The organism is Microbacterium sp. (assembly GCF_041909575.1).
GTDB lineage: Bacteria > Actinomycetota > Actinomycetes > Actinomycetales > Microbacteriaceae > Microbacterium.
On the sequence record NZ_JAYRDE010000032.1, the window covers coordinates 1 to 26528 of the forward strand.

General features: G+C 71.3%; 21 protein-coding genes and 1 pseudogene. 13 read left to right on the plus strand and 9 right to left on the minus strand.

What is annotated here, in order from left to right:
- Nucleotides 1–893, minus strand: an 893-nt coding sequence (locus ACE3O1_RS06585) for a RecQ family ATP-dependent DNA helicase (protein WP_374313672.1), incomplete at its 3' end; no start/stop codon positions are given.
- 212 nt (nucleotides 894–1105) lie between these two features.
- Here ACE3O1_RS06585 and ACE3O1_RS06590 point away from each other — a divergent pair.
- Nucleotides 1106–1978, plus strand: coding sequence for an SDR family oxidoreductase (locus tag ACE3O1_RS06590; RefSeq protein ID WP_374313675.1), 873 nt, complete (start codon nucleotides 1106–1108; stop codon nucleotides 1976–1978).
- 6 nt (nucleotides 1979–1984) lie between these two features.
- Here the strand turns inward: ACE3O1_RS06590 and ACE3O1_RS06595 are convergent, their stop codons facing one another.
- Both ACE3O1_RS06595 and ACE3O1_RS06600 read right to left on the minus strand, forming a co-directional pair.
- Nucleotides 1985–4495 (minus strand): DEAD/DEAH box helicase, encoded by a 2511-nt coding sequence (locus ACE3O1_RS06595; RefSeq protein WP_374313677.1) that lies wholly within the window; start codon nucleotides 4493–4495, stop codon nucleotides 1985–1987.
- A 58-nt stretch (nucleotides 4496–4553) separates the two neighbouring features.
- A complete protein-coding gene (locus ACE3O1_RS06600; RefSeq protein ID WP_374313680.1) occupies nucleotides 4554–5432 on the minus strand; it encodes an SGNH/GDSL hydrolase family protein in 879 nt (292 codons plus the stop codon).
- 171 nt (nucleotides 5433–5603) lie between these two features.
- Between ACE3O1_RS06600 and ACE3O1_RS06605 the strand changes: the two genes are divergently transcribed.
- Both ACE3O1_RS06605 and ACE3O1_RS06610 read left to right on the plus strand, forming a co-directional pair.
- Entirely contained in the window at nucleotides 5604–5924 is a 321-nt protein-coding gene (locus ACE3O1_RS06605; protein WP_374313682.1) for a GNAT family N-acetyltransferase, read from the plus strand.
- 6 nt (nucleotides 5925–5930) lie between these two features.
- Nucleotides 5931–6914: a pirin family protein gene (locus tag ACE3O1_RS06610; RefSeq protein WP_374313684.1), complete on the plus strand. Its 984-nt coding sequence runs from the start codon at nucleotides 5931–5933 to the stop codon at nucleotides 6912–6914.
- Between the two features lie 60 nt (nucleotides 6915–6974).
- Here the strand turns inward: ACE3O1_RS06610 and ACE3O1_RS06615 are convergent, their stop codons facing one another.
- A complete protein-coding gene (locus ACE3O1_RS06615; RefSeq protein ID WP_374313686.1) occupies nucleotides 6975–9884 on the minus strand; it encodes a S8 family peptidase in 2910 nt (969 codons plus the stop codon).
- Between the two features lie 241 nt (nucleotides 9885–10125).
- Here ACE3O1_RS06615 and ACE3O1_RS06620 point away from each other — a divergent pair, with 241 nt between their 5' ends.
- The 5 genes from ACE3O1_RS06620 (at nucleotide 10126) to ACE3O1_RS06640 (ending at nucleotide 14904) form a co-directional block, all read left to right on the plus strand.
- Nucleotides 10126–10677, plus strand: a complete 552-nt coding sequence (locus tag ACE3O1_RS06620) for an ECF transporter S component (protein WP_374313688.1) — start codon at nucleotides 10126–10128, stop codon at nucleotides 10675–10677.
- A gap of 75 nt (nucleotides 10678–10752) precedes the next feature.
- Complete coding sequence (locus ACE3O1_RS06625; RefSeq protein WP_374313690.1) at nucleotides 10753–12537, plus strand: ABC transporter ATP-binding protein; 1785 nt, start codon at nucleotides 10753–10755, stop codon at nucleotides 12535–12537.
- The gene (locus ACE3O1_RS06630) at nucleotides 12534–13376 is read left to right on the plus strand and encodes an energy-coupling factor transporter transmembrane component T (RefSeq protein ID WP_374313692.1); all 843 of its coding nucleotides are present in this window, start codon (nucleotides 12534–12536) and stop codon (nucleotides 13374–13376) included. Before ACE3O1_RS06625 ends, ACE3O1_RS06630 begins: the two co-directional genes overlap by 4 nt.
- A complete protein-coding gene (locus ACE3O1_RS06635) occupies nucleotides 13373–14335 on the plus strand; it encodes a siderophore-interacting protein (RefSeq protein WP_374313694.1) in 963 nt (320 codons plus the stop codon). Before ACE3O1_RS06630 ends, ACE3O1_RS06635 begins: the two co-directional genes overlap by 4 nt.
- Nucleotides 14332–14904, plus strand: coding sequence for an ECF transporter S component (locus ACE3O1_RS06640; protein WP_374313696.1), 573 nt, complete (start codon nucleotides 14332–14334; stop codon nucleotides 14902–14904). The genes ACE3O1_RS06635 and ACE3O1_RS06640 overlap by 4 nt, the downstream gene beginning before the upstream one ends.
- Nucleotides 14905–15024: 120 nt before the next feature.
- On the opposite strand, the gene ACE3O1_RS06645 is transcribed toward ACE3O1_RS06640, so the two are convergent.
- Both ACE3O1_RS06645 and ACE3O1_RS06650 read right to left on the minus strand, forming a co-directional pair.
- The gene (locus tag ACE3O1_RS06645) at nucleotides 15025–16188 is read right to left on the minus strand and encodes an acyl-CoA dehydrogenase family protein (RefSeq protein ID WP_374313698.1); all 1164 of its coding nucleotides are present in this window, start codon (nucleotides 16186–16188) and stop codon (nucleotides 15025–15027) included.
- A 183-nt stretch (nucleotides 16189–16371) separates the two neighbouring features.
- Nucleotides 16372–17349: a M15 family metallopeptidase gene (locus tag ACE3O1_RS06650; RefSeq protein WP_374313700.1), complete on the minus strand. Its 978-nt coding sequence runs from the start codon at nucleotides 17347–17349 to the stop codon at nucleotides 16372–16374.
- Between the two features lie 383 nt (nucleotides 17350–17732).
- Between ACE3O1_RS06650 and ACE3O1_RS06655 the strand changes: the two genes are divergently transcribed.
- The gene (locus ACE3O1_RS06655) at nucleotides 17733–19406 is read left to right on the plus strand and encodes an Rv2578c family radical SAM protein (RefSeq protein ID WP_374313702.1); all 1674 of its coding nucleotides are present in this window, start codon (nucleotides 17733–17735) and stop codon (nucleotides 19404–19406) included.
- 4 nt (nucleotides 19407–19410) lie between these two features.
- On the opposite strand, the gene ACE3O1_RS06660 is transcribed toward ACE3O1_RS06655, so the two are convergent.
- Complete coding sequence (locus tag ACE3O1_RS06660) at nucleotides 19411–20313, minus strand: alpha/beta hydrolase (protein ID WP_374313704.1); 903 nt, start codon at nucleotides 20311–20313, stop codon at nucleotides 19411–19413.
- A 69-nt stretch (nucleotides 20314–20382) separates the two neighbouring features.
- On the opposite strand from ACE3O1_RS06660, the gene ACE3O1_RS06665 reads away from it, so the two are divergent.
- Nucleotides 20383–21051, plus strand: a complete 669-nt coding sequence (locus ACE3O1_RS06665) for a TetR/AcrR family transcriptional regulator (RefSeq protein ID WP_374313706.1) — start codon at nucleotides 20383–20385, stop codon at nucleotides 21049–21051.
- Between the two features lie 106 nt (nucleotides 21052–21157).
- Here ACE3O1_RS06665 and ACE3O1_RS06670 read toward each other — a convergent pair whose 3' ends face one another.
- On the minus strand, nucleotides 21158–23245 hold the full coding sequence (locus ACE3O1_RS06670; protein ID WP_374313708.1) for a DEAD/DEAH box helicase: 2088 nt from the start codon (nucleotides 23243–23245) through the stop codon (nucleotides 21158–21160).
- A 517-nt stretch (nucleotides 23246–23762) separates the two neighbouring features.
- Here ACE3O1_RS06670 and ACE3O1_RS06675 point away from each other — a divergent pair.
- The 3 genes and pseudogenes from ACE3O1_RS06675 to ACE3O1_RS06685 form a co-directional block, all read left to right on the plus strand.
- Nucleotides 23763–24212 (plus strand): annotated as a pseudogene (locus tag ACE3O1_RS06675) (DUF998 domain-containing protein); the annotation flags it as partial.
- A 149-nt stretch (nucleotides 24213–24361) separates the two neighbouring features.
- Nucleotides 24362–24994 carry an antibiotic biosynthesis monooxygenase gene (locus ACE3O1_RS06680; RefSeq protein ID WP_374313710.1) on the plus strand — a complete coding sequence of 211 codons (633 nt, stop codon included), beginning with the start codon at nucleotides 24362–24364 and terminating at the stop codon, nucleotides 24992–24994.
- Nucleotides 24995–25052: 58 nt separating this feature from the next.
- Complete coding sequence (locus ACE3O1_RS06685) at nucleotides 25053–26129, plus strand: DUF998 domain-containing protein (RefSeq protein ID WP_374313712.1); 1077 nt, start codon at nucleotides 25053–25055, stop codon at nucleotides 26127–26129.
- Between the two features lie 136 nt (nucleotides 26130–26265).
- On the opposite strand, the gene ACE3O1_RS06690 is transcribed toward ACE3O1_RS06685, so the two are convergent.
- Nucleotides 26266–26528: hypothetical protein (locus ACE3O1_RS06690; RefSeq protein ID WP_374313714.1), on the minus strand; the 263-nt coding region annotated here is incomplete at its 5' end.

Sequence of the window (26528 nt, forward strand, 5' to 3'; positions counted from 1 at the left end):
CGACTCAGGGCGTAGACGATTCCCGCGGAGCCCTCGGGCTGCGACCGGATGAACGCCGCGAGCTGCCGGCGCGGGTCGGTCTTGGCATCGATGCGGTACTGGATGTTGGGGCGGTCGAAGCTCGCGACGAAGTGGCGCGCGTCGGGGAGGCGGAGCCGTTCGGTGAGCTCGCGGTGGGTGGCGGGCGTCGCCGTCGCGGTCAGCGCGAGCCGGGGCACGCCCGGGAAGCGCTCGGCGAGGTCGCCCAGCGCGAGGTAATCGGGCCGGAAGTCGTGGCCCCACTGCGACACGCAGTGGGCTTCGTCGATCGCGATCACGCTGAGCCGGCCGCGCGCGAGGAACCGCAGCGTCGCCTCGGTGTTGAGCCGCTCGGGCGCGACGTAGAGCAGATCCAGCTCGCCTGCGAGGTAGGCCTGCTCGACGGCCGCGCGCTCGTACGGCGCCTGCGTCGAGTTGAGATAGGCGGCGCGCACGCCGTTGGCCAGAAGTGCGTCGACCTGGTCGTGCATGAGCGCGATGAGCGGGCTCACGACGAGCCCCGTGCCCGCGCGAACGAGGGCGGGCACCTGGTAGCACACGCTCTTGCCGGCGCCGGTCGGCATGAGCACGACGGCGTCTCCGCCGCCGGCGACGTGCTCGACGATCGCTCCCTGCTCACCGCGGAAGGCGTCGTAGCCGTACACCTCGTGCAGCACGGCGCGCGCGTCGGCACCGACGAAGTCGCGGCGCGGCGCCGAGGCGAAGGCGGGAGGCGGAGCATCACCCGGCGGCGTCGGGACGGCGAACCGCGACGACGGCTCGTCGAAGGGCGGCTCGTCGAACTCCGGCGGGGGCGCCAACTCGTCGGGGTCCCACACGAGGTCGGCGTACGGGTCGCCCTGCGGAATGCTCATCGCCTCCAGGGTAGTCGCGGCCCCCGACGCCGGAACGGTCGGATGCCGCAGCCGACGAGTCGTCGTGCACGGCAGCGTCCCTGGGGAGGAGCGGGCACCGGTCCGGTATCGTCGGGCGCATGCAATGCCGATGACCCGCCTTCGCTCACGTTCCGCCGGCGCAGACGCCGGACCGGCCGTATCGGACGGCCGAGGCATCCGAAAGGCATCGCATGGTCTCCTCAGCCCACCTTCCCCTTCGCGGACGCACCGCGCTCGTGACCGGGGTCTCGCGCCGACGCGGCATCGGGTTCGCCGTCGCCCGCCGGTTCGCCGCACTCGGCGCGGATGTGTTCGTCCACCACTTCTCGGCCCACGACGCCGCACAGCCGTGGGGCGGCGACGACCTCGGACTCGTCCGGTCCGAGCTGCGCGCTGCTCTGGCCGACGGGGCCCGGTTCGGCGATCTGGATGCCGACCTGCGTGATCCCGCCGTGATCGACGAGGTGATCGACGCCGCCTCGGCTCTCACCGGCCGCCTGGACATCCTGGTCTGCAACCACGCGCAGTCCGGAGGGGACGGCGCCTTGCTCGACCTGACCGCCGAGCGACTGGACTCCTTCTGGGCCAGCACCGCACGGTCCACGCTGCTGCTCACGCGCGCCTTCGCCGCTCTCCACACCGGGAAGGCGCCGGGCGCGCGGCCCGGCGAGCGCGCCGCCCGCATCGAGCCGTTCGCCGCGCCCGTCGGTCGCGTGTTCTGGATGACGTCCGGGCAGATCCACGGCCCGATGCGCGGCGAGGTCGCCTACGCGACCAGCAAGGCGGCGCTCGCCGGCATCACGCCCACGGTCGCTGCCGAGCTGCTCGACCTCGGGATCATCCTCAACACGATCGATCCGGGACCCGTCAACACCGGCTACCTCGACCCCGAGTCGACGGACCGGCCGCTCGAAGAGATCCAGGAGTGGGTCCGCACGACCCCGTTCGGCCGCGTCGGCCGCCCCGACGACCCCGCGAACCTCATCGCCTGGCTCGCGACCGACGAGGGCGCCTGGGTGATCGGTCAGGTCCTGACCTCCGACGGCGGCTTCTCACTCGGCTGAGGACGCCTAGAGCCGGAGGACCTCGGTGATGCGGACCACGGCGGTGCCGGCCTCCTCGGAGGCCGCGAGATCGACCTCGCCGCGGATGCGCCAGTCATGGTGGCCATCGGGATCGTCGATCGTCTGCTCGACGCGCCAGACTCCGGCGGCTGCGGCATCCGATTCGTCGATCGTCACGAGCCTCGGCGACCGGGCCGGCCCCCCGGTGAGCAGCTCGTCGTGCTCGTCGAAGTAGGCGTCCAGGGCAGCCGGCCAATCGACGTCCGGGTCGAGGGCGAGCAGCTCGTCGTCCTTCTGCAGGGCGGCGAGCTGCACCCGCCGGAAGAGCTCGTTGCGCACGAGCACGTGGAACGCGCGGCGATTGGTCAGCACCGAGGGCGGCGCGGGCGGCACGACCGGCGCCTCGGGATCGGCGGCGGGGTTGACGAGCGCCTCCCACTCGTCGACGAGGCTCGAGTCGACCTGCCGCACGAGCTCGCCGAGCCACGCGACGAGGTCGTGCAGGGGCTCGGTCTGCGCCTCCGCCGGCACAGTCTGCCGGATCGCCCGGTAGGCGTCGGAGAGGTACCGCAGCACGAGGCCCTCGCTGCGGGCCAGCTGGTAGAAGGAGATCAGCTCGGCGAACGACATCGCCCGCTCGAACATGTCCCGCACCACGGACTTGGGCGAGAGCTCGAAGTCGCGCACCCACGGCTGGCTCGAGGCGAACACCTCGTACGACTGGGCCAGGAGCTCCTCGAGCGGCTTCGGGTAGGTGATCTCCTCGAGCAGCTCCATGCGCTCGTCGTACTCGATGCCCTCCCGCTTCATCGCGGCCACCGCCTCGCCGCGTGCGAGGAACTGCTGCTGCGACAGGACCGGACGCGGATCGTCGAGCGTCGCCTCGATCACGCTCACCACATCGAGCGCGTAATGGCCGGTGCCCGCTCCCCCCGGCGCCTCGTCCGGGTCGAGCAGGCCGATCGCGGCGAGCGCGAACGGCGACAGCGGCTGATTGAGCGCGAAGTTCGGCTGGAGGTCGACGGTCAGCCGGATCTCCCCCGACTGCCGGTCGATCTCGACGACGCCGGCGGCCATCAGCGTGCGGAAGATCGCGAGTGCCCGCCGCGCGAGCTCGAACTGCCGGGCTCGCGGCTCATGGTTGTCGCGGACGAGGGCCCGCACGTTGGCGAAGACGTCGCCGCCGCGGGCGATGACGTTGATGAGCATGGCCGCGGTGAGCTGCAGGTGCGGCACGAGCGGCTCGGGTTCGGCATCGATGAGGCGATCGAAGGTCGCCTCGCTCCAGTTCACGAACCCCTGCGGCGCCTTCTTGCGCACGACCTTCTTGAGCTTCTTCGGATCGTCGCCGGCCTTCGCGAGAGCCGCGGCGTTCTCGACCTCGTGGTCCGGCGCCATGACCACGACCGTCCCCGCGGTGTCGTAGCCCGCGCGGCCGGCGCGACCGGCGATCTGATGGAACTCGCGGGCGCTGAGCTGCCGCATCCGCTGTCCGTCGTACTTCGCGAGCGCCGTCACCAGCACGGAGCGGATGGGGACGTTGATGCCGACGCCGAGCGTGTCAGTGCCGCAGATCACGCGCAGGAGGCCCCGCTGGGCGAGCGTCTCGACGAGGCGGCGATACCGCGGCAGCATGCCCGCGTGGTGCACGCCGATCCCGGCGCGCACGTACCGCGACAGCGTGCGGCCGAAGGCGGTCGTGAAGCGGAAGCCGCCGATCGCCTCGGCGACCGCGTTGCGCTGCTCGCGCGAGACCACGCGGATCGACGACAGCGCCTGGGCGCGCTCCATCGCGGCGGCCTGCGAGAAGTGCACGACGTACACCGGCGACTGGCCGGTCTGGAGCAGGTCCTCCACCGTCTCGTGCACGGGGGTCCTGGCGTACGAGTAGAAGAGCGGCACCGGCCGCTCGACGCCCGTGATCCGGGCGGTCGGCCTTCCCGTGCGACGGGAGAGATCGTCGGCGATCGCCGTGACGTCGCCGAGCGTCGCCGACATCAGCACGAACTGCGCGCGCGGCAGGAGGAGCAGCGGAACCTGCCACGCCCAGCCCCGATCGGGGTCGCCGTAGTAGTGGAACTCGTCCATCACGACCTGGTCGACGTCGGCATCCGCCCCGCGCCGCAGCGCGAGGTTCGCCAGGATCTCGGCCGTGCAGCACACGATGGGGGCGTCGGGATTGACCGAGGAGTCTCCCGTCACCATGCCGACGTTGGCCGCACCGAAGACGTCGACGAGCGCGAAGAACTTCTCGCTCACGAGCGCCTTGATCGGCGCGGTGTAGTACGTGCGGCCCCCGCGGGCCAGCGCGGCGGCGTGGGCTGCGACCGCGACGAGCGACTTGCCCGTGCCGGTCGGCGTCGACAGGATCACGTTCGATCCCGACACGATCTCGATGACCGCCTCGTCCTGCGCGGGGTAGAGCGTCAGCCCGCGGTCTGCCGCCCATTCGACGAATCCCAGGTAGGCGGTGTCGTCGTCGGCGCCGCGAGGCACGGCGTCGAGGAGCGAGAGCATCCCCCGAGTCTGCCAGGCCGGGCGCCGGGGCAGACCCGGGGGAGGCGGATGCCGCGTCCTACGGTGCGAGGGCCGCGGCCACTGCGGCCGCGTACGCCTGCTGGCCGGCGGCGTTCGGGTGGAACGCCCCGTCGGACTTGTTGCCCGACGACAGGCCGCTGATCCAGCGGTCGCCCGTGTCGCACAGGGCGTGGCCGGCGAAGGCGCCGCTCACATCCACCGGCACGACGGCGTCGAGCATGCCGCCGTGGGTCTGCGCGTAGACGAACTGGTACCCCTGCAGACCCTGGGCGATCTCGAGGTTGATGCCGTCGACGATGCTGTTCGCGATCGCGGCCTGCTGCGCTGTGACCTTCGCCGGCGCGCCCTGGTATCCGCCGATGGTGCAGGCGCCTCCCGTCGATCCGAAGAGACGGGGATACCCGGTGATCGCGATCACCGCGTTCGGGGCCGCCGCGCGGATCGCCGTCAGCACCGCGAACGTATCCGCGTCCAGGTCGCTCACGTCGGCGATCGCGGCCAGCGCCTGCTGGCACGCGACCGGGTCGCCGCCGCCGCACACGGCGAGCGCGTTCTGCCAGCCGGTGTTGTTCGCACCCGACGTCACCGTCACGAGCTGCGTGTCGGCGCCGATCGCGCCGGCGGCATCCAGGGCTGCGAGCTGCTGCAGCACCCCTGTCGTCGTCGCGCCTGCGCAGGCGGCGCTGAGCGGAGCGGCGCCGAGCATCGAGCCGAGCAGGTCCGGATAGGCCTTCTTCGATCGCAGACACGAGGCATCCGTGTACGGCAGGCTGCCGGTGCCTGCGGCGATCGAGTCGCCCACGGCGACGTAGGGAGCCCCATCGGGCACGGCGGCCACCGCCGCAGACGAGGTGCCCAGCAGCGCCGTGGCGCTGAGAGCCAGGGCCGCGAGCGCGGCGAGAGCAGGACGTTTCATGATTTCCCCTTCGAATCCGTGAACGGATGGATCGATCCCCCATGAACCGGCCGCTGGTCGCCGATGAGGCCGACGCTAGACCTGCTGGTCGCCGGGTGCCAGAGGGTCGGCGTGCGCTGGCGGAACACGGCCGGTCGCCCGTACGTTGAACAGCAGGACGAAAGGATGCCGATGCCCGCCTCCACCGATGAGATCACCGTCGTGCGAAACGACGAGGACCGCCGCTACGAGATCCACGTCGGCGATGTGCTCGCCGGGTTCACGACCTTCCGGCCCGACAAGGAGGGGCGCCTGCGCTTCCCGCACACCGAGGTGGATCCCGCCTTCCGCGGTCGCGGCCTCGCGCAGACCGTCGTCGCCGAGGCGATGTCCGATGCTGCCCGCCGCGACGAGACCGTCGTCCCCCACTGCCCGGTCGTGGCCAAGTACCTGCACGAGCACGAGGTCCCCGGGCTGGACGTCGTGTGGCCCGAGCATCCGCGTCCCGAGTGATGCGCCATGACGAGGCTCGACACCGACGACGCCGTCGCGACTGAGGGATCCGCCTCCTGCGACGGCCCCCGCGCCCTCCTCCTCGAAGCGCGCGAGGTCCCACTGGGCGGAGTCCGCGCGATGAGCGTGCGCCGCGCCCTGCCGCAGCGCGACCTGCCGCTTGTGGGCGCCTGGTGCTTCCTCGACCGGTTCGGCCCGCAGGTCACGCGCATGCGCGTGGAGCCTCACCCGCACATCGGACTGCAGACGGTGACGTGGCCGCTGGAGGGCGACGTGCGCCACCGCGATTCCGTCGGCAGCGACGTGACCGTTCGCCGCGGATCGCTCAACCTCATGACCAGCGGCGCGGGCATCTCCCACTCCGAGTACTCGGTGGGGACGGATGCCGCGCCCCTCGACGCCCTGCAGCTGTGGGTCGCCCTCCCCGAGTCCCGCCGGCACGGCGCGCCGGCGTTCGAGCAGCACGACGTGCTGCCGGAGGTGGCCCTCGCCGCCGCGGACGGCCTGGCCGGGTCGGCGACCGTCGTTCTGGGGGACTTCGCCGGCGCGTCGTCCCCGGCCTCGACCCACACCCCGATCGTCGGTGCCGAGATCCGCGTCCCGGCGGGCTCCCGCGTGATCCTTCCCCTGGACCCCGCGTGGGAGCACGCGCTCGTGGGCGTGCGGGGGGATGCCGCGGTCCACGCCGGCCAGGATCCGACCGCCCTCGACGACGCGCACCTGCTGTATCTCGGCATCCGCCGCACGTCCGTCGAGGTGTCCAGTGACACCGGGGCGACGCTCTTCCTCCTCGGCGGCGAGCCGTTCGAGGACGACATCGTGATGTGGTGGAACTTCGTCGGCCGCACGCACGAGGAGATCGTCGAAGCCCGTGAGGCCTGGGAGGCGAGGGATGCGCGCTTCGGCCGCGTGGTCGACCACGGCGACGAGCGCATCCCGGCCCCGCCGCTCCCCGCTGTGCGCCTCACGCGTCGGCGCCGGCGGGTCTGAGCCGGCGGCACGCAGAAGGGCGCCCGGGCCGAAGCCCGGACGCCCTCGTCCTGCGAGTGGTTACGGCACGTCGACCGAGACCACCGTGCGCACCTGGGAGTCGCCGTAGCGCACGACGCCCCAGTAGTCGCCGGCGGTGAGGCCCGACCACGACAGGTCGAACGTGGTCGGCACGCTCTCCTGTGCGGCGATCGGGTTCGGGGTCGCGGTGAGCGCGCCCTCGCCGGTCGGCATCACGACGGCGCTCGTGCCCTGCCAGGTGAACGGCGCGGTGTGCGAGTACACGTGCGCCTCCACGAGGTAGTAGCCGGCGGTCGGCGCGGCGAGCTGGACGGTCTCGTCGGCGGCTGCCGACGCGGAGGTCCACGTCTCGTAGTAGCGCCAGTCCTCCGGACCGACGACACGGTAGACGAACAGGTCGAGGTCCGACCCGGCGTCGTCCGCGGAGTCGAGCGCGAAGCGGGCGAGTTCGGCGCCCTCCTCGACCTCGACCAGGTAGTAGCTGTAGCCGTCCTCGGCCTCGCCGGTCGTCTCGTCGCCGTCCACGAGCACCTGCTCCTTGGCGAGACCCGCGAGGTTCAGTGCGAGATCGCCGGTGAAGCCGGGCGTGATCTCGACCTCGACGCTGCCGTCGGCGCCGCTGCCCTCGACCGAGGCCGGAGCATCCGCCGTCACCGGGTACACCGCGATCGGCGAGCGCACCGAGGTGTTCGCGCCGGTCCAGGTGAGGAACCCGGTCGACCACGCCTCGACGTCCGCGTCGGCCTTGGCGAGCGTGACCGTGAAGGTCTTCGTCTCACCGGCCTTCGAGAACGACAGCGTGCTCGGCTCGACGGTCACGTCGATGCCGGGGACATCGGCCGACGCCGTGAAGGTGCCTGCCTTGGTGGACGTGACCGAGCGGGTCACCGTCTGCGGACCGGCGAGCGATCCGACGCCGATCGAGGCGAGGTTGAGATCGCTCGCATCGGTGGGCTCGACGCCGAAGTCGTACAGCTCGAGCCCCTGCAGGTAGCTCGCCCAGTCGGCCGGGCCGCTCAGGTACAGCAGGCCGGCGTCGAAGTACTTCGTCGGGTCGACGTGGCCGGCGCCCTGTGCGAACGGGTCGGTGCTGGTCGAGCCGTCGGCGTTCTTCGAGTCGTAGGCCGTCGTCATGAGGGCCGACTTGATCTCCGCGGGGCTCGCGAGCGGACGCTCACCGAGGTACAGCGCGCCGAGGCCGGCGACGTGCGGCGACGACATCGACGTGCCCGACTTGAAGCCGAACGTCGCGGCATCCTTCGGGGCGTTGTGCGTCGCGGCGAGGATCGCCACACCCGGAGCCGTGACGTCGGGCTTGATGACGTCGCTGCCGTCGGCGAGCATCGGCCCGCGGCTCGAGAAGCCGGCGACCACGGGGGTCGGCGTCTCGACGCCGGTGACGTTGTCGCCCACGAGGGTCGCCGTCGCGTTCGCGGTGTTGCGCACGTAGTCCAGCAGCGGGGTGCGGTGCTCCGCGTTCAGGTGCACGGTGGGGACCGAGTGGAAGTCGTTGTCGAGCGAGCCCGACGTGACGTTCACCAGGATCATCGCGGTGCCGCCTGCGGCCTCGACCTCCTGCGACTTCTCGACGCGGGCGTTCGTGCCGCGGTCGCAGACCACGATCTTGCCCGTGACCTTCGCGGGGTCGAGCGTGCCGAGGAAGCACAGCGCCGCCTCCGCGGGCGCCGCACCGGCCTTGGCGACGTCACCGGCGTACACGACGGGCCCGGTGATGGTCTCGCCGAACGGCACGGTGACCGAGGCTCCGGCCTCCTCGAACCCGTTGGGCAGCTGCACGGTGCCCTCGTAGGTGGGGATGGTGGATGCTGCGACCGTCATGTACCACGGCGACGCGTGGTCGGCCGTCGAGGCGCCCGGTCCGTCGTTGCCGGCGCTGACCGAGACGAACACCCCGGCGGCGGCGGCGTTGAAGAACGCGATGTCGTCCGCTGCGAGGACGGTCGTCGCGGCCCCGCCGCCGATCGAGTAGTTGATCACGTCGACGCCGTCTGCGACGGCCTGGTCGATCGCGGCCAGCAGGTCGCTTCCGGCGCAGATGTCGTCCGAGGTCACCAGGTCGTCGGGTCCGACGTAGCACGCCTTGTACGAGGCGACCTTCGCCGCCGGTGCGACGCCGGAGATCTTGCCGAATCCGACCCCCTCGACCGAGGCCTCCACGCCGAAGTTGCCGGCCGCGGTGCCCGCGGTGTGCGAGCCATGGCCGTCGCCGTCGAGCGGGGAGAGGTAGTCGTAGCTGAAGTCGAAGCCTGCGGCGGCGGCGCCGTCGCTGAAGTGGCGGGCCCCGATGAGCTTGGTGTTGTAGTCGAGCTTGTTCCAGCCCTCGCCGATCTCGATCGTGCTGCGGAACTGGCCGCCGTCGGCCTTGTTGAAGACGATCGTGTCGCCGCCCGTCGTGTATGGGTCGGAGCCGGCCCGCTTCTTGAGCGGGGCTCCGGCGAACGACGGGTTGTCGGCGGCGATGCCGGTGTCGATCACGCCGACGACCACGCCCTTGCCGGCTTCCTTGACGCCGCCCACGGCGTCCCAGACCCCGCCGGTGCCCTTGTCGCCCGAGCCGAGTCCGAGGAACTCGGTCGACGGCGTGGCGGTGGGGTGGTAGATCTCGTCGGGGTAGACCGCGAGAACGTCCTTGCTGCCGCGGAGCTCGGCGACCTCGGCGCCGCTGAGGTCGGCCGCGAAGCCGTTCAGCGTGACCTGGTACGTGGTGGCGGGCTCGACGCCGGCGTCGGCCGCGACATCCTGCTGCTGCTTCTTCAGGTGCGCGATGTACTTCTGCGAGTTCGCGGAGTGCGCGTCGAGCTGCTTGCCCTTGGCGGGCTTGGTGCGCGCGATGCCGGTCTCGCCGCCCTCGTAAGTCGCCAGGGGGGCGTCCTTCAGCAGGACGATGTAGCGACCGGCGGGGGAATCGATCGGGACGGGGGTTCTCACCTCCTCCGGCGCTGCCCCGAAGCTTGCGGTGGCTGCTGTGCCGGTGAACAGTGCGGCGATTGTGACGACCGCTGCTGCTCGCACGGAGGTTCGACCCATGAGAGTCCTCCATCTAGGTGTGCAGGAGTGATGTTGCGCCACGCCTTCGGGGCGCAACAGGCTCAAACGTAACTTCCGCACCACCAGTCGCAGATGAGGAAATCGTGAGAAACGCGGAGTCGCCGGACAGTACGCTGGGCAGGTGGCCAACCCCTCCCGACTCTCGACGAGCGTTCTGCTCACCTGCGCCGCGATCGGCGTGGCCGCGGGGGTACTGCAGGCCGGCGCAGGCGCCGTCAGCGCTCCCGTCTCGGCAGCCGCACCGATCCTCTACGGACTGATCCTCGGCGTGCACGTGCTCCCCGGAGTCATCGCCCAGGAGCTGCTGCGGGCACCCTGGGTCGCGCTCATCACGCACCTCATCGCGGCGCTGGTCGCAAGCGCCGTCGTGCCGGTCTGGATCGGTCGCTACGTCGGGACCGCGATCCTCATCGGAGGCCTGCAGGAGCTCATCGCCGCAGCATCCCGCTACCGCCGCTGGGAGCCGTGGCGCTTCTTCCTCTCGGCCGTGATCATCGGCATCGTCATCGCCGCCGCGATCTGGTTCGCCGCCGACGTCTCGCGCTTCGCGCTCTGGGGTCAGATCGTCTACGTCGCGCTGTTCGTGCTCGGCCCGGTCCTGTGGACCGCCGTCGGCCTCGCCATCGGGCGCGCGCTCCGGCGGGCCGGCGTCCCACGCCGCAGCCGCGGCTGAGCTCCGGCTTCTGCCTGCGGGTAAGGGTCTACTAAGTTAGGAGATACTAAGTAGACCCGTCCGACTGGAAGTCCTGTGTCCTCACCCGAGCGCGACCCGTCCGCCGCGCCCGCGGCGGACCTCCTCGCACCCCTCGTGAGCGTGCGGGGTCTGGGCGTGACGCACGACGGCGAAGCCGCCCCCACGCCGGCATCGGTCACCTTCGACATCGCCGCCGGCGAGGTGGTGCTCCTCCTCGGGCCGAGCGGCTCGGGCAAGTCGACCCTCACGCTGGCGCTCAACGGTCTCATCCCGCATGCCGTTCCCGCCGAGGTGACGGGCACGGTCGAAGTCGACGGCCTGGACACGGCAGCCACCACCGTCGCCGAGCTCAGCACGCGGGTGGCGATGGTCTTCCAGGACCCCGATGCGCAGCTCGTGACAGGCACTCTGCTCGATGAGGTCGCGTTCGGCCCCGAGAACCTCCGGATGCCGGTGACCGAGGTGCTCGAGCGCGCCGAGTCCGCGCTGCGCCGAGTGGGCCTGTGGGACCGCCGGGCAGAGAACCCCGATCGCCTTTCGGGGGGCGGCCGTCAGCGCCTGGCGATCGCGTGCGCGCTGGCGATGGGATCGCCGCTGCTCGTGCTGGACGAGCCGACGGCGAACCTCGACCCCCGGGGCATCGAGGAGGTCTACGCCGCACTCGGCGAGCTCGTCGCGTCCGGCGACCGGGCGATCCTCCTGGTCGAGCACAACCTCGACGCGGCCGTCGGGTTCGTCGACCGGGTCGTCGTGCTCGACCACGACGGGCGGGTCGCCGCCGACGGCACCGTCGACGAGGTGCTGCGCGGCCGGGCCGCCGATCTCCACGCGATGGGAGTGTGGCTCCCCGTGTCGACGATCGCCGCGCTCAGGCTCCGGCGCGCCGGCTACGCCCTCGACCCGCTTCCCCTCACCCCGGATGAGCTGCGCATCGGCCTGGAGGCCGAGCCCGCGCACGCCGTCACGCCGGCCGCTGCGGCTCCCCGCGCGGTCGCGGCGCCCACGGACGGTGCGGGTGACGCGGCATCCGCTCCGCTCATCTCGGTGCGCGGCCTCACCGTGCGGCGCGGTCGCGTCGAAGTGCTCCACGGCGTCGACCTCGACATCTCCGCCGGCGAGTTCACGGCGATCGTCGGGGCGAACGGCGCCGGCAAGACGACCCTGATCCAGGCGCTGGCAGGCGTCGTCCCCCCGCCGCGCGGCACCGTGCACGTCGCCGGGCTGGACGTGGGGCGCACCGACTCCCGCACCCTCGCCTCGCGCATCGGCTTCGTGTTCCAGAATCCGGAGCACCAGTTCATCGCGCACACGGTGTTCGACGAGGTCGCGCACGGCCTGCGCCGCCAGCACCTTCCCGAAGACGAGGTCCGCACGCGCACGATGGCGCTGCTGCGCCGATTCGGACTCGAGGGCCGCGCCGATGCGCACCCGTTCCTCCTCTCCGGCGGGCAGAAACGACGGCTGTCCGTCGGCACCGCCCTCGTGGCCGGCGCCCCGGTGCTCGTACTCGACGAGCCGACGTTCGGCCAGGACCGCGCCCGCGCCGACGAGCTGCTCGGCCTCCTCAGCGAGCTGAACGCCGAGGGCACCACGATCGTCGTCGTGACGCACGACATGCAGCTCGTGACGGACCACGCGCATCGCACCGTCGTGCTCGCGGAGGGCGGGATCCTCGCGGCCGGGCCGACCGCCGACGTGTTCGGCGACGCCGATCTCATCGACCGCGCCGGGCTGCGACTGCCGCCGCTGCGACGTGCGCTGCACGGCCTGGAGCAGCATCCGCAGCTCACCGCCGTCGCGCGCATCGCCGACCTGCCCGACGGGACGGAGGCGACGTGACCGGCCCGCTCACCGCCACGCAGGGCGTGCGCGCGACCCTCGACCCCTACGCCGCCCCGCTGCCCGCCGGGCCCGTGCGATTCCTGTACCGCCTGAACCCGCTGGCGAAGCTCGGGGCACCGCTGCCGGCGATGGCGCTGCTGGTGTTCGTACGGGATGCCGCGACGCCGCTGACCTTCCTCGCCCTGAGCTACGCGATCCTGCTCGTCGGGGTGCGCTTCACGGCGCGGCTCGCGGCCCTGCTGCTCGCCCTGCCGATCGGTGCGGCGGTCATCGGCGTCGGGTTCTCGCTGTGGACCGATCCCTCCCGGGTCGACCAGTCCGTCGTCGTGCTGCAGCTCGGCGGGTGGACGCTCTACGGCGGTGCCCTGGAGATCGGCATGGCGACCGGCCTGAGGATCGCGGCGATCGTCGCCCTCACCCTCATCGCGGGACTCTCGACGACCGGACCCGACCTCGTGCGGGCGACCGTGCAGCAGCTGCGCGTGCCCTACCGGATCGGGTACACGGCCCTCGCCGCGTTCCGGTTCGTGCCGCGGTTCGGCTACGAGCTCGAGGTGATCCGCCAGGCTCACCGCGTGCGCGGAGCGCACGGCGGACGCGGTCCGTTCGCCGCACTCGCGCGCTGGTTCGGCTACATCGTGCCGCTGATGGCGGGCGCGATCCGCCACGCGGAGCGTGTGGCGCTCGCGATGGACGCCCGTGCGTTCGGCGCCCACCCCGATCGCACCGAGCGCCACCTCGTCCCGTTCCGTGCCCGCGATGTCGTCTTCATCGTGCTCCTGTGGGCCGTGTCGGCGGCGATCTTCTGGTTCTTCTTCCCGTGGGGTCTGGCATGACCGGGCCGCCGCCGGTGAGTCGGCTCACCGATGACCGCCCGACCGATGACACCGACCCCGACACCGACCCCCGACGGAGGATCATGGCCCTCGCCAGCAGACTCGTGAAGCCCGAGACCCAGGGGCTGGTGCACCTCACCGTGCTCCGGCGCGAGCGGCTCTCACCGCACTGGATGCGCGTGACGTTCGGCGGAGCCGAGATCGACGCGTTCCGGCCGATGGGGTACGACCAGTGGTTCCGGCTGTTCCTGCCGCTCGGCGGAGACGAGGGTCTGGACCGCCTGCCCGCGAAGGCGAACAAGCTCTTCGGCTACCTGCGCTACCTGCGCATCCCCGACGGCGTGCGGCCCGTCATGCGCAACTACACGGTGCGCGCGTTCCGTTCCGCGACCGACGACCGCGGCGCCGAGCTCGACGTCGACTTCGTCCTCCACGGCTCGGCCGAGGACGGCACGGCCGGTCCCGCGTCCCGCTGGGCGGAGACCTGCGAGGCCGGCGAGAGCGTCGTCGTGATCGACGAGGGCCTGGCCTTCAATCCCGAGCGCGGCACCGACCGGGTCGTGCTCGTCGCCGACGAGACCGGCCTTCCGGCGATCGCCGGGGTGTGCGCGTCGCTCCCGGACGACGCGACCGGCCTCGCCGTGGTCGAGGTGCCCTCGGCCGAGGACGCACTCGAGTTCGCGCATCCGGAGGGCGTCCGCGTGCAGTGGATCGTGCGCGACCACGACGTCAAGCCGGGAGCGCCGGCCCTGCATGCGCTGCGCGAGGCGTCGCTTCCGGATGCCCCGTTCCACGCCTACATCGTCGGCGAGCAGGAGCTGCCGACCGAGGGCCGCCGCCACCTCGTGAACGAGCGGGGCGTGCCGAAGGAGTCGGTGAGCTTCTGCGGCTACTGGCGCGTCGGCACCGCCTCGCCCACCCCGAAGTCGCAGCTGGCCGGGGCGGAGGCCCGCGCATGAGCCGCGTCGCGACCTCCTATCTGCTCACGTGCGCCGCGATCGGCGTCGCCGGCGGCGTGCTGCTGTGGGCCGCGGGGTGGGTGTCGACCGTGCTCTTCGCAACGGTGCCGTTCGCGTCGGTCGCGCTCGCGGGCCTGTGGCTGCTGCCCGCGACGGTCGCCCTGCGCCTGCTCGAACGGCCGCTCGCCGGCATCCTGGTCGGCCTCATCTCGGGGCTCGTCGCGTTTCCGTTCCTGGGTGCGGCGCTATGGTGGGCGCTCTTCGCCGAGATCCCGTTCCTCCTCGCCATCTACCGCTCCTGGCGCACGTGGCAGTACTACGCCGGTGCCGTCTTCGTCGGCATCGTCTACCCGATCGCCGCAGCGGCGTCGTTCGACCTCTGGACCATGCCGGCCTGGGCGACCGTCGCCTTCTTCGCGCTGACGATCGCCGGATGCCTCGTCGGCGTCGGTCTCGGCATCCTCATCGCCGACCGCCTCAAGCGCGCCGGCGTCGCCCGCCTCGCCCGCCGCCGCGGGCTCGCGTCGCGCGGTCTCGGGGCGGGAGCCGGTCCCGCCGGCCAGAGCTGACCGGACGCCTCACTGACGGCTCACCTGGTTCTCGTCCCCACGACCCCCGCGGAATGACGGATGCCGCGGCCCCGCGCCCCTCGGAAAGGGGCCGGGCCGCGGCATCCGGTGCGAGGTGTCCTAGCGCTTGCCGACGATCTGGCGCGCGACGAGGTCGCGCATGATCTCGTTGGTACCGCCGTAGATGCGGTGCACGCGGGCGTCGAGATAGGCGCGGGCGATCGGGTACTCGGTGATGTATCCGTAGCCGCCGTGCAGCTGCACGCCGATGTCGAGCAGTTCCGCCTCGCGGTCGGTCGTCCAGAACTTGACCTTCGCGGCCTCTTCGGCGGTGAGCTTCTCATCCTTGTAGAGCATCATCGCGCGGTCGGTGTAGGCCCACATGACGTCGACGGTCGTGGCCATGTCGGCGAGCTTGAAGCGCGTGTTCTGGAAGTCGGCGATCGGCTGGCCGAACGCCTCGCGGCTCAGCACGTAGTCGCGCGTCCACACGAAGGCCGCCTCACCCGCAGCCGCCGCGGCGACGCCGATCGACAGCCGCTCGAGCGGCAGGTTCATCATGAGCTGGATGAAGCCGAGGCCCTCCTTGCCGCCGATGAGGTTCGCCTCGGGCACGAACACGTCGCTGAACGACATCTCGGCGGTGTCCCAGCCGTGGAAGCCCATCTTCTCGAGCTTCTTGCCGTGGTCGAAGCCCTCCATGCCGTCCTCGAGGATCAGCAGGCTGAATGCGTCGGGGCGGTTGCCCTCGCCGGTCTTGACGAAGGTCACGACCATGTCGGCGGTCTTGCCGGACGAGATGAAGGTCTTGGCGCCGTTGACGATGTAGCCGCCGTCCACCTTCTTCGCGGTCGTCTTGATGCCGCGGAGGTCCGAGCCGGCCCCGGGCTCGGTCATGGCGAGCGCGCCCAGGATCTCGCCGGTCGCCATGCCGGGAAGCCACTTCTCCTTCTGCTCCTGCGTGCCCATGTGCACGACGTACGGCACGGCGAGGTCGTCCTGGATGCCGAGAGCTCCGGCGAGCGAGCCGAGCCCGGCGCCGATGGTCTCCTCGAGCACGATCGCGCGGAAGCGGTAGTCCTGGAGCATGCCGGCGCCGCCGAACTCCTCCGGCACCGACAGGCCGATGATGCCGGCCTCGCCGGCCGCACGCATCGTGGCCCGGTCGATCTCGCCGTCGCGGTCCCACTGCTTGCGCTTCTCGTCGGACGCGTACCGCTTGATGAACTCCTTCACGACGTCGCGGAACGCCGCGTGATCCTCGTCGTAGATGTCGCGCTCCATGTGCGCCTTCCTCTCGTCTTCGAGCGGACGCCCGCGCCGTCGGAAGCGACGCAGCCACGGGCGACCCCTTGTCGAATCCTATGGGTGAGCACCGACTCGATCGGGGCCGATGTGGGATCGGATCCTAAAGTTTCTGGAACTCAGTACCGGGATTTGTGGGATGCCTCCACCCGGGCTTCCGCGTCAGCCGACGTAGGTCGGAGCCGGCGGAAGGCCGAAGAACTCCTCGAGCGTCTTCCACCCGCCGTCGTGGTACGCGCGGGCGAGCTCCGGCCCGATGTAGCGCAGATGCCACGGCTCCGGCAGGTATCCGGTCACGTCGGTCGATCCCTCGGCGTACCGGGCGATCCACCCGTACTCCCACGAGTGCGCGGCCACCCACTCGCCCTGCGCGCTCGCCGCGAGGTCGTCGAGGGTCCCGCAGGGCCCTGCGCACGGCACGACGTCACCGGCGAGCCCCGATTGGTGCTCGCTGTACCCGGGGCGCGCGCTCACGAGGTCGGCGCCCTCGGTTCCCCGCGAGTCGACGTGCCGCCCGTACGTCGCCATCTGGGACGGGAAGGAGCGGAATCCGCTCATCAGGGCGATCTCCCCCACGCCGGCGTCGCGGGCAGCCGTGACCATGGCGGTGAGGGCGGCCGAGGCATCCGCTCGCAGGGATCCGCCCTCGAGACTGCGCACGCCGTCGGGGAACATCAGGTCCGCCGGCCAGTAGTCCACGGGATCGTATTGGCGCGTCTTGTTGATGACGACCCACAGCCGCGTCGGATCGGCGAGGTCGATGCACGGGGCGTCGCCGCCGGCGACGGCGATGCGGAACCACTCCGCGCCCCCGGCTGCCTCGATCGCCGCGGTGTCGTCGCCGGCCTCGAGGGCGGAGACGACAGCTGGTCGCGAGCAGATGTCGGCCGAGACGGGGCTCTGCTCGAGAGTCGGAACCGGGAGCTGTGAGACGGGGGGCGGGGCCTGGGCGGCCGCGACCGAAGCGACGGCGGCATCGTCGGCGGCGCGGCCCGCCACGAACGCGATGACCGCCACCGTCAGACCGATGAGCAGGACGCAGAGCGCGGCGATGAGCACCGCGGCGAGCAGGCGCCGATTCGGCCGGGTGCGGGCGTGGCGGACGGGCTGGTCGGGCACCGGGGCGGTCTCGGCGCGCACGGGGCGTCGGGTGCGCGGCGGTGGCGGCAGCGACGGCAGCGGCGGTCCCACCGGCGAAGGGGGCGGCACCGGAGACGCGCCAGGGGCGGCGGGTCCTTCGGGCGGCACGTCGGGCGAGAAGATGTCGGGATACGCCTCGCGGACACGCCGATCAGCCTCTTCGCGCTGCGCTCTGGCCGCGCGACGAGACCCGGGGGAATCGGGCGGACCGGGGGCCGTCACAGGAGTCATTGTTCCACGAAGACAGCCAGCCCACGGCCCGCGCGCGCATCCGGGGCCGCGACACTGCGCGATGTCGGAGCCGTGGGGGCGCTCCGCACCTATCGTACGAATCGCCGGCGTGAAGGGTTGACAGAGTATCGAACATCTGTTCCCATGTATTCATGCGTTGGCAGGGTCAGGAGCTGGGGGTGGCGGATGCCTCGGCCCTGCCAGGGCTCGAGCACCTCAACGGCCTGGTCCAATCGGTGACGACACCCGACTTCGCCGGCGTCACATTCCACGAGGTCCTCTGCAAGACGGCGCTGAACCATGTCCCCGGCGCCTCCGCGATGCCATTCGACTGGACCGTGAACCCCTACCGTGGCTGCAGCCACGCTTGTGTCTATTGCCTCCATCCCGACACGGGCATCCTCATGGCCGACGGACGCACGAAGCCGCTGCGTGACATCCGGATCGGCGATGTCGTCGTCGGCACGCGCCGCGACGGGGCCCACCGCCGATATGTCCCGTCATTGGTGAGCGCGAAGTGGGGAACCCACAAGCCGGCCTATCGCGTTCGTGTGAGCGACGGGACCGAGATCGTCGCCAGCGGCGACCACCGCTTCCTCACCGAGCGGGGTTGGAAGTTCGTCCAGCCCGCATCGAGCGGTCAGCGCCCCTTCCTGACGCTGAACAACCGCCTCCTCGGATTCGGCACCGCGGGTCAGCCGGCGGGCTCGGGAGAATCCGACGATTACCGTGACGGCGTCGTGTCTATCCGGCTCACCGGCGGCCCTCCGGCTCGACGGCGATTCTTCGATCTCACGCAGCCGGCGATCACGCGAAAGCTCGACATGATCGGCACCGCAGTGAAGACCGTCACCCCGCTGAGGATCATCGCGATCGAGGATCTCGGCGAGAGCATCGACATGATCGACATCACGACGTCCACCGGCGACTTCGTCGCGAACGGCGTGATCAGCCACAACTGCTTCGCTCGGGGCACGCACGAGTACCTCGAGCTCGACAGCGGGCGCGACTTCGATTCGCAGGTGATCGTGAAGATCAACGTCGCCGAGGTGCTCGGGAAAGAGCTGCGCCGTGGCAGCTGGACGCACCAGCCCGTCATGCTCGGCACCAACACCGACCCCTACCAGCGGGCCGAGGGCCGCTACCGGCTCATGCCCGGCATCGTCGGCGCGCTGACGGAGTCGGGCACACCGTTCTCGATCCTCACCAAGGGAACGCTGCTCCGCCGCGATCTGCCGCTGCTGACGGATGCCGCGCAGCACGTGAACGTGTCGCTCGCGATGTCGATCGCGGTCTTCGACGATGCGCTGCAGCACGTGATCGAGCCCGGCACGCCGACGGCAGCCGCCCGCCTGGAGACCGTGCGCGCGGCGACCGAGGCCGGATTCCGGGTGACGGTGTTCCTGATGCCGATCATGCCGCACCTCACCGACTCGATCGCCGCGATCGACGACGCGCTCACGCGGATAAAGGCGGCCGGTGCGGTGCGGGTCGTGTACGGCGCCCTGCACCTGCGTCCCGGCGCGAAGCAGTGGTTCATGCAGTGGCTGCAGCGCGAGCATCCCGAACTCGTGTCGTCCTACCTCGGCCTCTATCCCGGTGCGTCGGCGAACGCGCCGAAGGCCTATCGGGCGTGGCTCGCCAAGCGCGTGCGGCCGCTGCTGCGGGTGCACCGGCTCGACGGCCATGCCGAAGACGACCACCCGCGCGGCACCCCGGTGGCGGGGCTCGCCGCGCGCGCCGACGCCCGGGCGGCGGGCGTGGTCACGACCTCGCGCGGCCGGGCAGCGGCATCCGCCACAGCGGCGGAGCCGCGCCTGTTCTGAGGGATCAGACCGCTGCGCGCACAGCGGCGCCGGGCAGCGTCACCGCCGACGGCTGCGCAAGGAAGTCCACCACCGCGTCGAGCACGGGATCAGCGGTGAGCACGCGATTGTGCCCGAAACCCTGCGTCGCGAGCATGCTCGCGTGCGGGTGCGCGTCCCTCAGACGTGCGAGCTCCCCGAACGGCACCACGCGATCGCCCTCGTCGTGCACGGCGAGAAGGAGTGCGCTCGCCGGAAGCGGACGCCGGAGCGCCGACAGCCGGGCGAACGGGTCGCTCTCTCCCGGGAAATACCGCGCGGCGAAGCGCCTGCGGAGCGCGGCAGCCGTTCGGTCGTCGTACCCGAGCATCGCCTGGAACTGCGTCAGCAGCAGGTCGGCGTCGGCGGGCGCCGCGATCGTCACCACCCGATCCGCCTGGACGCCGGCGCCCACGGCGACGAGCGCCGCGAGTCCGCCGAAGGAGTGCCCCACGACCGCGTGGATGCGGCCGTGCCGGCGCTGCAGTTCGGCGAGAGCGTCGATCCAGTCGATGAGGTACGTCCCGCGGCCGGGCGTCTCGCCGTGAGCGGGGGCATCGAAGGCGACGACGCGCCATCCCTCCGACACGAGCTCGCGCACGAGCGTGGCGAACTGGCTCGCGCGGCCGTTCCAGCCGTGCGCGAGCACCACGACCTCCGAGCCGTGCCCCCATTCGTACGTCGACACGTCGGCGCCGCGGCGATCGAGGCCGGGGACGCGGACGACCGAGCGCCGGGCCCCCTCCATCGTCGAGCGGTCGCCGCCGTGGACCGGTCGCGGTCGCGCGACATGTCCGAAGAGCGGCAGGGCGATCGCCGCTCCTCCTCGTGGCGAGAGGCGGCCCGCGCCGCGAACTGCGGCGCCGGCGGTCGAGAGAGCGAGATCCATGGCGACTCCGATCAGGTAGACGAACGATCGTACGTATGAATACGAACGATCGTACGGTAACCTGACGGCATGGCGCAAGAGATCCGCGACGGCCGCCGCGCACGGGGCGACGAGTCCCGCCGCGTGATCCTGGCGCACGCCATCGACACGGCGTCGGTCGACGGTCTCGAGGGGCTCACGATCGGGCGACTGGCGGATGCCGCCGGGCACAGCAAGAGCGGAGTCGCGACGCTCTTCGGCTCGAAGCAGCAACTGCAGCTCGCGACGGTCGCCGCGGCCCGCGAGGTCTTCGTCGACCGGGTCGTCACGCCGGCCCGCGCTCGTTCGGAGCGCGGACTCGGCCGCGTCTGCGTCCTCGTCTCGGCGTGGCTCGCGTACTCCGACGAGCGCGTGTTCCGCGGCGGATGCTTCTTCGCCGCCACGTCCGTCGAATACGACGCGAAGCCCGGACCGGTGCGGGACGCCGTGGTCGCGGCCTCGATCGCGTGGGAGGACTACCTCACCGTGTCGATCGAGTACGCGATGGCCGCCGGCGAGCTGCCCGGCCTCGACGACGCACGGCAGCTCACGTTCGAGCTCGTCTCGTTTCTCGAAGCGGCCAACACCCGCTCCCTCCTCCACGCGAGCACCGAACCCTACGATCGGGCCGCGAGGGCAGTGCGGGCGCGACTCATCTCACTCGGTGCGGATCCGGACGTGGTCGCGCAGATCGGCGCCGAGGTCGACGCGCCGGCCTGAGCGCCGGCATCCGCCCCGGTATCGCGACGCGAGCGCGCCCGCGCCCGACAAGCCGAACGGCCGCCCGCGATCCGAGGATCACGAGCGGCCGTCATGGTTGAGGTCGTCAGGCGTCGACGCCGGACAGCTGACGCCCGGTGAGCTCCTCGATGACGTCGTCGCCGGGACGGGCGTCCTCGAAGGGCGCGTCGATCTCGGCACGGTCGAGCATCTCGGTCATGCGGCGACGGCGCTGGCGCGTGATCAGCGTCACCACCGTTCCCGTGCGGCCGGCGCGACCGGTGCGACCCGAACGGTGCAGGTACGTCTTGTACTCGTCGGGCGCGTCGGCCTGAACCACGAGGTCGATGTCGTCGACGTGGATGCCGCGAGCCGCGACGTCCGTCGCCACCAGCACCTGGACCCGGCCCGAGGTCAGCTTCTCGAGATTGCGGGTGCGCTTGGCCTGGTTGAGGTCGCCGTGCAGGGCGAGCGCAGAGATGCCGGCGTCGTCGAACTGCTCGGCGAGCATCTCGGCGTAGGCGCGGGTGCGGGCGAAGACGAGAGTCTTGCCGTCGCGGTCGACGAGCGACGTCAGGATCTCGGCCTTGTCACGGTGCTCGATCACCAGGACGCGGTGGTCGATCGTGCCCGAGTCCTGATCCTCGCCGGCCACCTCGTAGACGGCCGGCTCGACGAGGAACTCGTCGACCAGCGCGGCGACCTCGCGGTCGAGGGTGGCCGAGAACAGCAGCTTCTGGCTGTCGTCCGCCGTGAGGCGCAGGATGCGCTGCACGGGCTCGAGGAACCCGAGCTCGCACATGTGGTCGGCCTCGTCGAGCACCGCGATGCGGATCTCGGAGAGATCGAGCTTGCCCTGCTGCACGAGGTCCTCGATGCGCCCGGGGGTGCCGATGATGATGTCGACGCCCTTCTTGAGCGCGCCCACCTGACGGCCCTGGGGCACGCCGCCGTAGATCTGGGTCGTGAAGAGGCCCACGCTGCGGGCGATCGGCTGGATGGTGCGGTCGATCTGCAGCGCGAGCTCGCGCGTCGGAGCGAGGATGAGCGCCTTCGGCGCCCGACCGAACTCGCGGCGCTTGCCCGCCTGCGACCGGAGCACGCTCTCGACCAGCGGCGCACCGAAGGCGATCGTCTTGCCCGATCCGGTGCGGCCGCGCGCGAGGACGTCCTTCCCCTCGAGGATCGGGGAGATCGTGGCCGCCTGGATCGGGAACGGCGTCGAAGCACCGAGATCGGCGAGCGCTCGCACGATGTTCTCGCCCAGGCCCAGGGCGCCGAACGTCACGTCCGCGACCTTGCCGGCCTGCACTGCCTCGGCCTGCAGTCGCTCGTGCACCACGTCGACGTGCGCATCGTGCGCGGCCGTGCGGGCGGGAGCATTCCAGTCCGACCGCGCCGAGCGGTCGTCGCGACGCGGCCGGTCATCCCTGCGCGGGCGGTCGTCGAAGGAGCGCGCCGGACGGTCGTCCCTGCGAGGGCGGTCGTCGAAGGTGCGCGCCGGACGGTCGTCCCTGCGCGGGCGGTCGTCGTACGAGCGGGCGGGCCGGTCATCCCGATGCGGACGGTCGTCGTTCGAACGCGCCGGGCGGTCATCCCGACGCGGGCGATCGTCGTACGAGCGGGCCGGACGGTCGTCGCGACGCGGACGGTCGTCGTTCGAGCGGGCCGGACGGTCGTCGCGACGGTAGGACGGACGGGCGTCGCCGAACGAGCGGCGATCGTCGCGATCGACGCGATCGAGGTGCCCGGGGCCGGCGGGGCGGCCGCCCGCGGCGCGACGGGGCCGGTCGTCGAACGAGCGAGCGGGACGGTCGTCCCGACGGGGACGGTCGTCAAACGAGCGAGCAGGACGGTCGTCCCGACGGGGACGGTCGTCGAACGAGCGAGCAGGACGGTCGTCCCGACGGGGACGGTCGTCGAACGAGCGCCGTTCGTCGCGGCCTTGGGAGTGGGTGCGGATGCCGCGAGCCTCGTCGCGTCCGGCGCGCTCCTGCGCGGTCCAACGGCGCTTGGGGGCGGCATCCGTCTCCTCGGGGCGGTGACCGCGGTGGCCGGGGCTCTTGCTTCCGGGCTTTCCGGCCGATGCCTCCCCGGGCCGGCGCTTGCGGTCCTGGTAGCTCGTCTTGGCGCCGTAGCGCGGCTCGAAGTTCTTGGCGGCGCGGCCGCCGGCCGGCTTCTTGTTCTTGGGCACGGGTGTCCTTCTGGGTTGTTCTCATGAGAACAGCGCTCCGCGATCGCACGCGTGCGACGCCGCTTTCCGCGGCAGGGAGAGACCCGGACTGTCGTCGGCCGGGGGCCATTCAAGTGATGGTCGTCGAGGCGAGATGCGCCTCCACCATCGGCCCCAAGGACTCACAAACCCATCCGCGCATCGCGGTGTCCAGAGCCGACCGAACAAGCCTAGCGGTGCATCCTGTGAACCGGCCCATGCCCGATTTCGGATACACCCTGGGGGTTTACATCGTTAGCGCGTTATCATATGCGCAGCGGCAATACCGCTGATCTGGGGATCGCGTCCGCAAAGTACCGACGATTCCCGAAGTTTTCGACGTGGGGGGTCGGCGATTTCGGGGGTCGCCGCACCGAAGAACGTGAGTCCGTTGACCCTCCTCGCCTTACCCGAACGCTTGAGCGTCACCCCGATCGCGCGCCCGGCCCTGCCGCGACATCGGGCTCGTCACCATGCCCACCACTTCAGCCACGGTGCCATGGCCGCACTCGCCGCCGGCGTCATCCTGGCGATCCTCACCACGCGCGACCCGCTGTGGTGGCAGCTGCACTTCTCGCAGCTCGGCACGTTCGACGACCTGTCCGGCCACGTCTTCAACGGCACGGCGATCGTATCCGGTTTCCTCCTCGCGACGTACGGTGTCCTCTCCGTCACGGTCCTCCCCACCACGACGGGCCGCCGCACCGCCCGTGCCTTCCGCATCGCCGTCGTGTCCGCCGGCATGCACCTCACGGTCGTCGGGCTGATCCCGATCCCCGTCAGCGTCGTGATGCACGACTTCGCCGCCGCCGGCCTCGGCCTGTCGCTCCTCGCGATCGTCGCCACGAGCCTCGGCATCCCGGGCTTCAGCCGCCGCTTCCGCACGGCATCCGTTCTCTGCGTCATCCTCCTCGCCACCGGAATGGTGCTCCTCACCGCCGGCTTCATCACCCTCGCCAGCTTCGAGTTCTTCGGCTTCGCGTCGGTCGGCGCGTGGCTGACGGCGCTCCCCCGCACGCTCGCCGGCTGCCCCGATTCCCCCTCGCACCACGCCCCCGAGGACGCGAAGGTCGCCGCGAACCCTCGCGATCGGGTGGAATGGATGTCATGGCAGAGCCCGTGGCCCATCCCGTCACCGTTGCGATCGAACGACGCATCGACCCGTCCCGCGCCGTCGAGGCGACCAGTTGGATGCAAGCCGGCACGGATCTCGCGACCGGCTTCGCGGGCTTCCTCGGCTCGGGCTGGGTACGCGCCGGCGAGGGCAGCGACCTCTGGTACATGCTCTACCGGTTCCGCGACATCCCGACCCTCGAAGCGTGGGAGCACTCGTCCCAGCGGTCGTGGTGGCTCGACTCGGGCCGTGCCTTCGCCAGTGAGGTCCGCGTCGAGCGACGCACCGGCATCGAGGGCTGGTTCGATGCGCCCTTCGCGACGCACGTCGAGACTCGCCACGTCGGAGCAGCGGATGTCTCAGCCGCGACCGGTCCGGTACAGCAGCCGATTCCCGCAGCGCCGCCCCGCTGGAAGCAGGCCGTCACGATCTGGCTCGGCTTCTTCCCCACGAACCTCCTCGCGTCGTGGCTCCTCGGCTTCGTCCCGGGTTTCGCGGAGTGGCCGCTCGTTCTCCGCGTCCTTCTCGCGACTGTCCTCCTGACGCCGGTCATGACGTACCTCGTGCTCCCCTGGATCACGCGGATGCTGCGCCCCTGGCTGCAGCGAGCGCACTGACGGCCTAGGGTCCAGCGCGTCGCGGGGACGGGGCATCCGGCAGTCCTACACTGGCGCCATGACCTCGCCCCGCATCACGACCCAACCCGACGGAACGCCCGCGCCGACGCGTCGGGTCGAGTCCGAGGCGGTGTACCTCGCTTTCGCCGGCGGCGCTCTGGGCGGCGTGTACGGGCTCATCGTCGCCCTCGTCACGCCGACGCTCACCCTGGCCGAGGACGATCCGTTCGCCGTGTGGGCGGCGATCGGCGCAGCCGTCGTGGCCGCGGTCTCGTCGACGGTCGGCTACTGGCGGGCGCGCCGCCGGCCCGGGCAGGAGTGGCGCCGCACACTCCCCTCGTGGAAGTTCACGGTCAATACGATCTCGGTCGTCATCGTGCACACTGTGCTGGCGTTCCTCGCCACCTACGCGCTCTACCGCGTGCTCGCGCTCGGGTTCATCGGACTGCCGGTGATCCCGTTCTGGGCCGTGGTGCTCATGGCGGTCACGCTCGGGCTGTCCGCGTACATCGTGGACCTGTCGGTCTCGAGCATGACGACACAGCGGATGTCGTCGCTGCTCATGGCCTTCATCGTGATCGGCACCCTCACCGCGATGGTGACGACCCCGGACCCCGAGTGGTGGACTGTCCACTTCAGCCACCTCGGCTCGTTCGACGCGCTGTCGAGCTGGATCTTCAACGGCACCCTCATCGCCGGCGGTCTGCTCGTCACGACGTTCGCGGTGTATATCGCCAACGACATGGACGACCTGGTCGACGCCGGAGTGCTGACGAGTCGTCGCGGCGCCCGCGTCGTGCCGGTCCTCTTCGTCGTGATGGGGGTGATGCTCGCGTGCGTCGGCATCTTCCCCGTGGACGTGAACCTCGCGCTCCACAACCTGTCCGCCTCCGGAATGGCGGCGATGTTCATCGTGCTGCTCGTGAGCGGCCCGAACCTGCTGCGCGGGATGCCGCGCACCTACTTCGTCGCGTCGTGGTCGTTCTTCGCCGCGACGATCGCGTCGGTCATCCTCTTCATTCCGGCGGTCGGCTACTTCTCGCTCACGGCGTTCGAGATCATCGTCTTCGCACTGATCTTCGGCTGGATCTCGGTGTTCATCCGCTTCCTCGAGGCCGCCGGTCGCGCCGACTGAGCCGCCCCACCGGCGACACGCTGCAGAACTCCACGGATCTGCGATCCCACGGGCCGAAGTCCGCGCTCAGCGGCGTCGGCCGCGGGGATCCGTGGAGTTCTGCGGGGCCCGTCCCGGAATCCCGGACGGCGTGACGTCAGCCGCGGTCGTCGGGATCGGCGGATGCCTCGGACTCGGCCTCGGACTCGGCCTCGGCCTCGGCGGCGTCGGCTGAATCGGCTCCCGTCGGCTCTTCATCCGGCGCGACGACGCCCGAATCAGCCGCCGGAGCCTCCGACTCGGCCTCGGGCTCCGGCTCGGACTCGGGCTCAGGCTCGGCCTCGGGCTCAGGCTCCGCTGCCTCATCGCGCTCCGTGGCCCCGTCGGGCTCCGCGGCCTCATCGGCTCGATCGGTTCCCG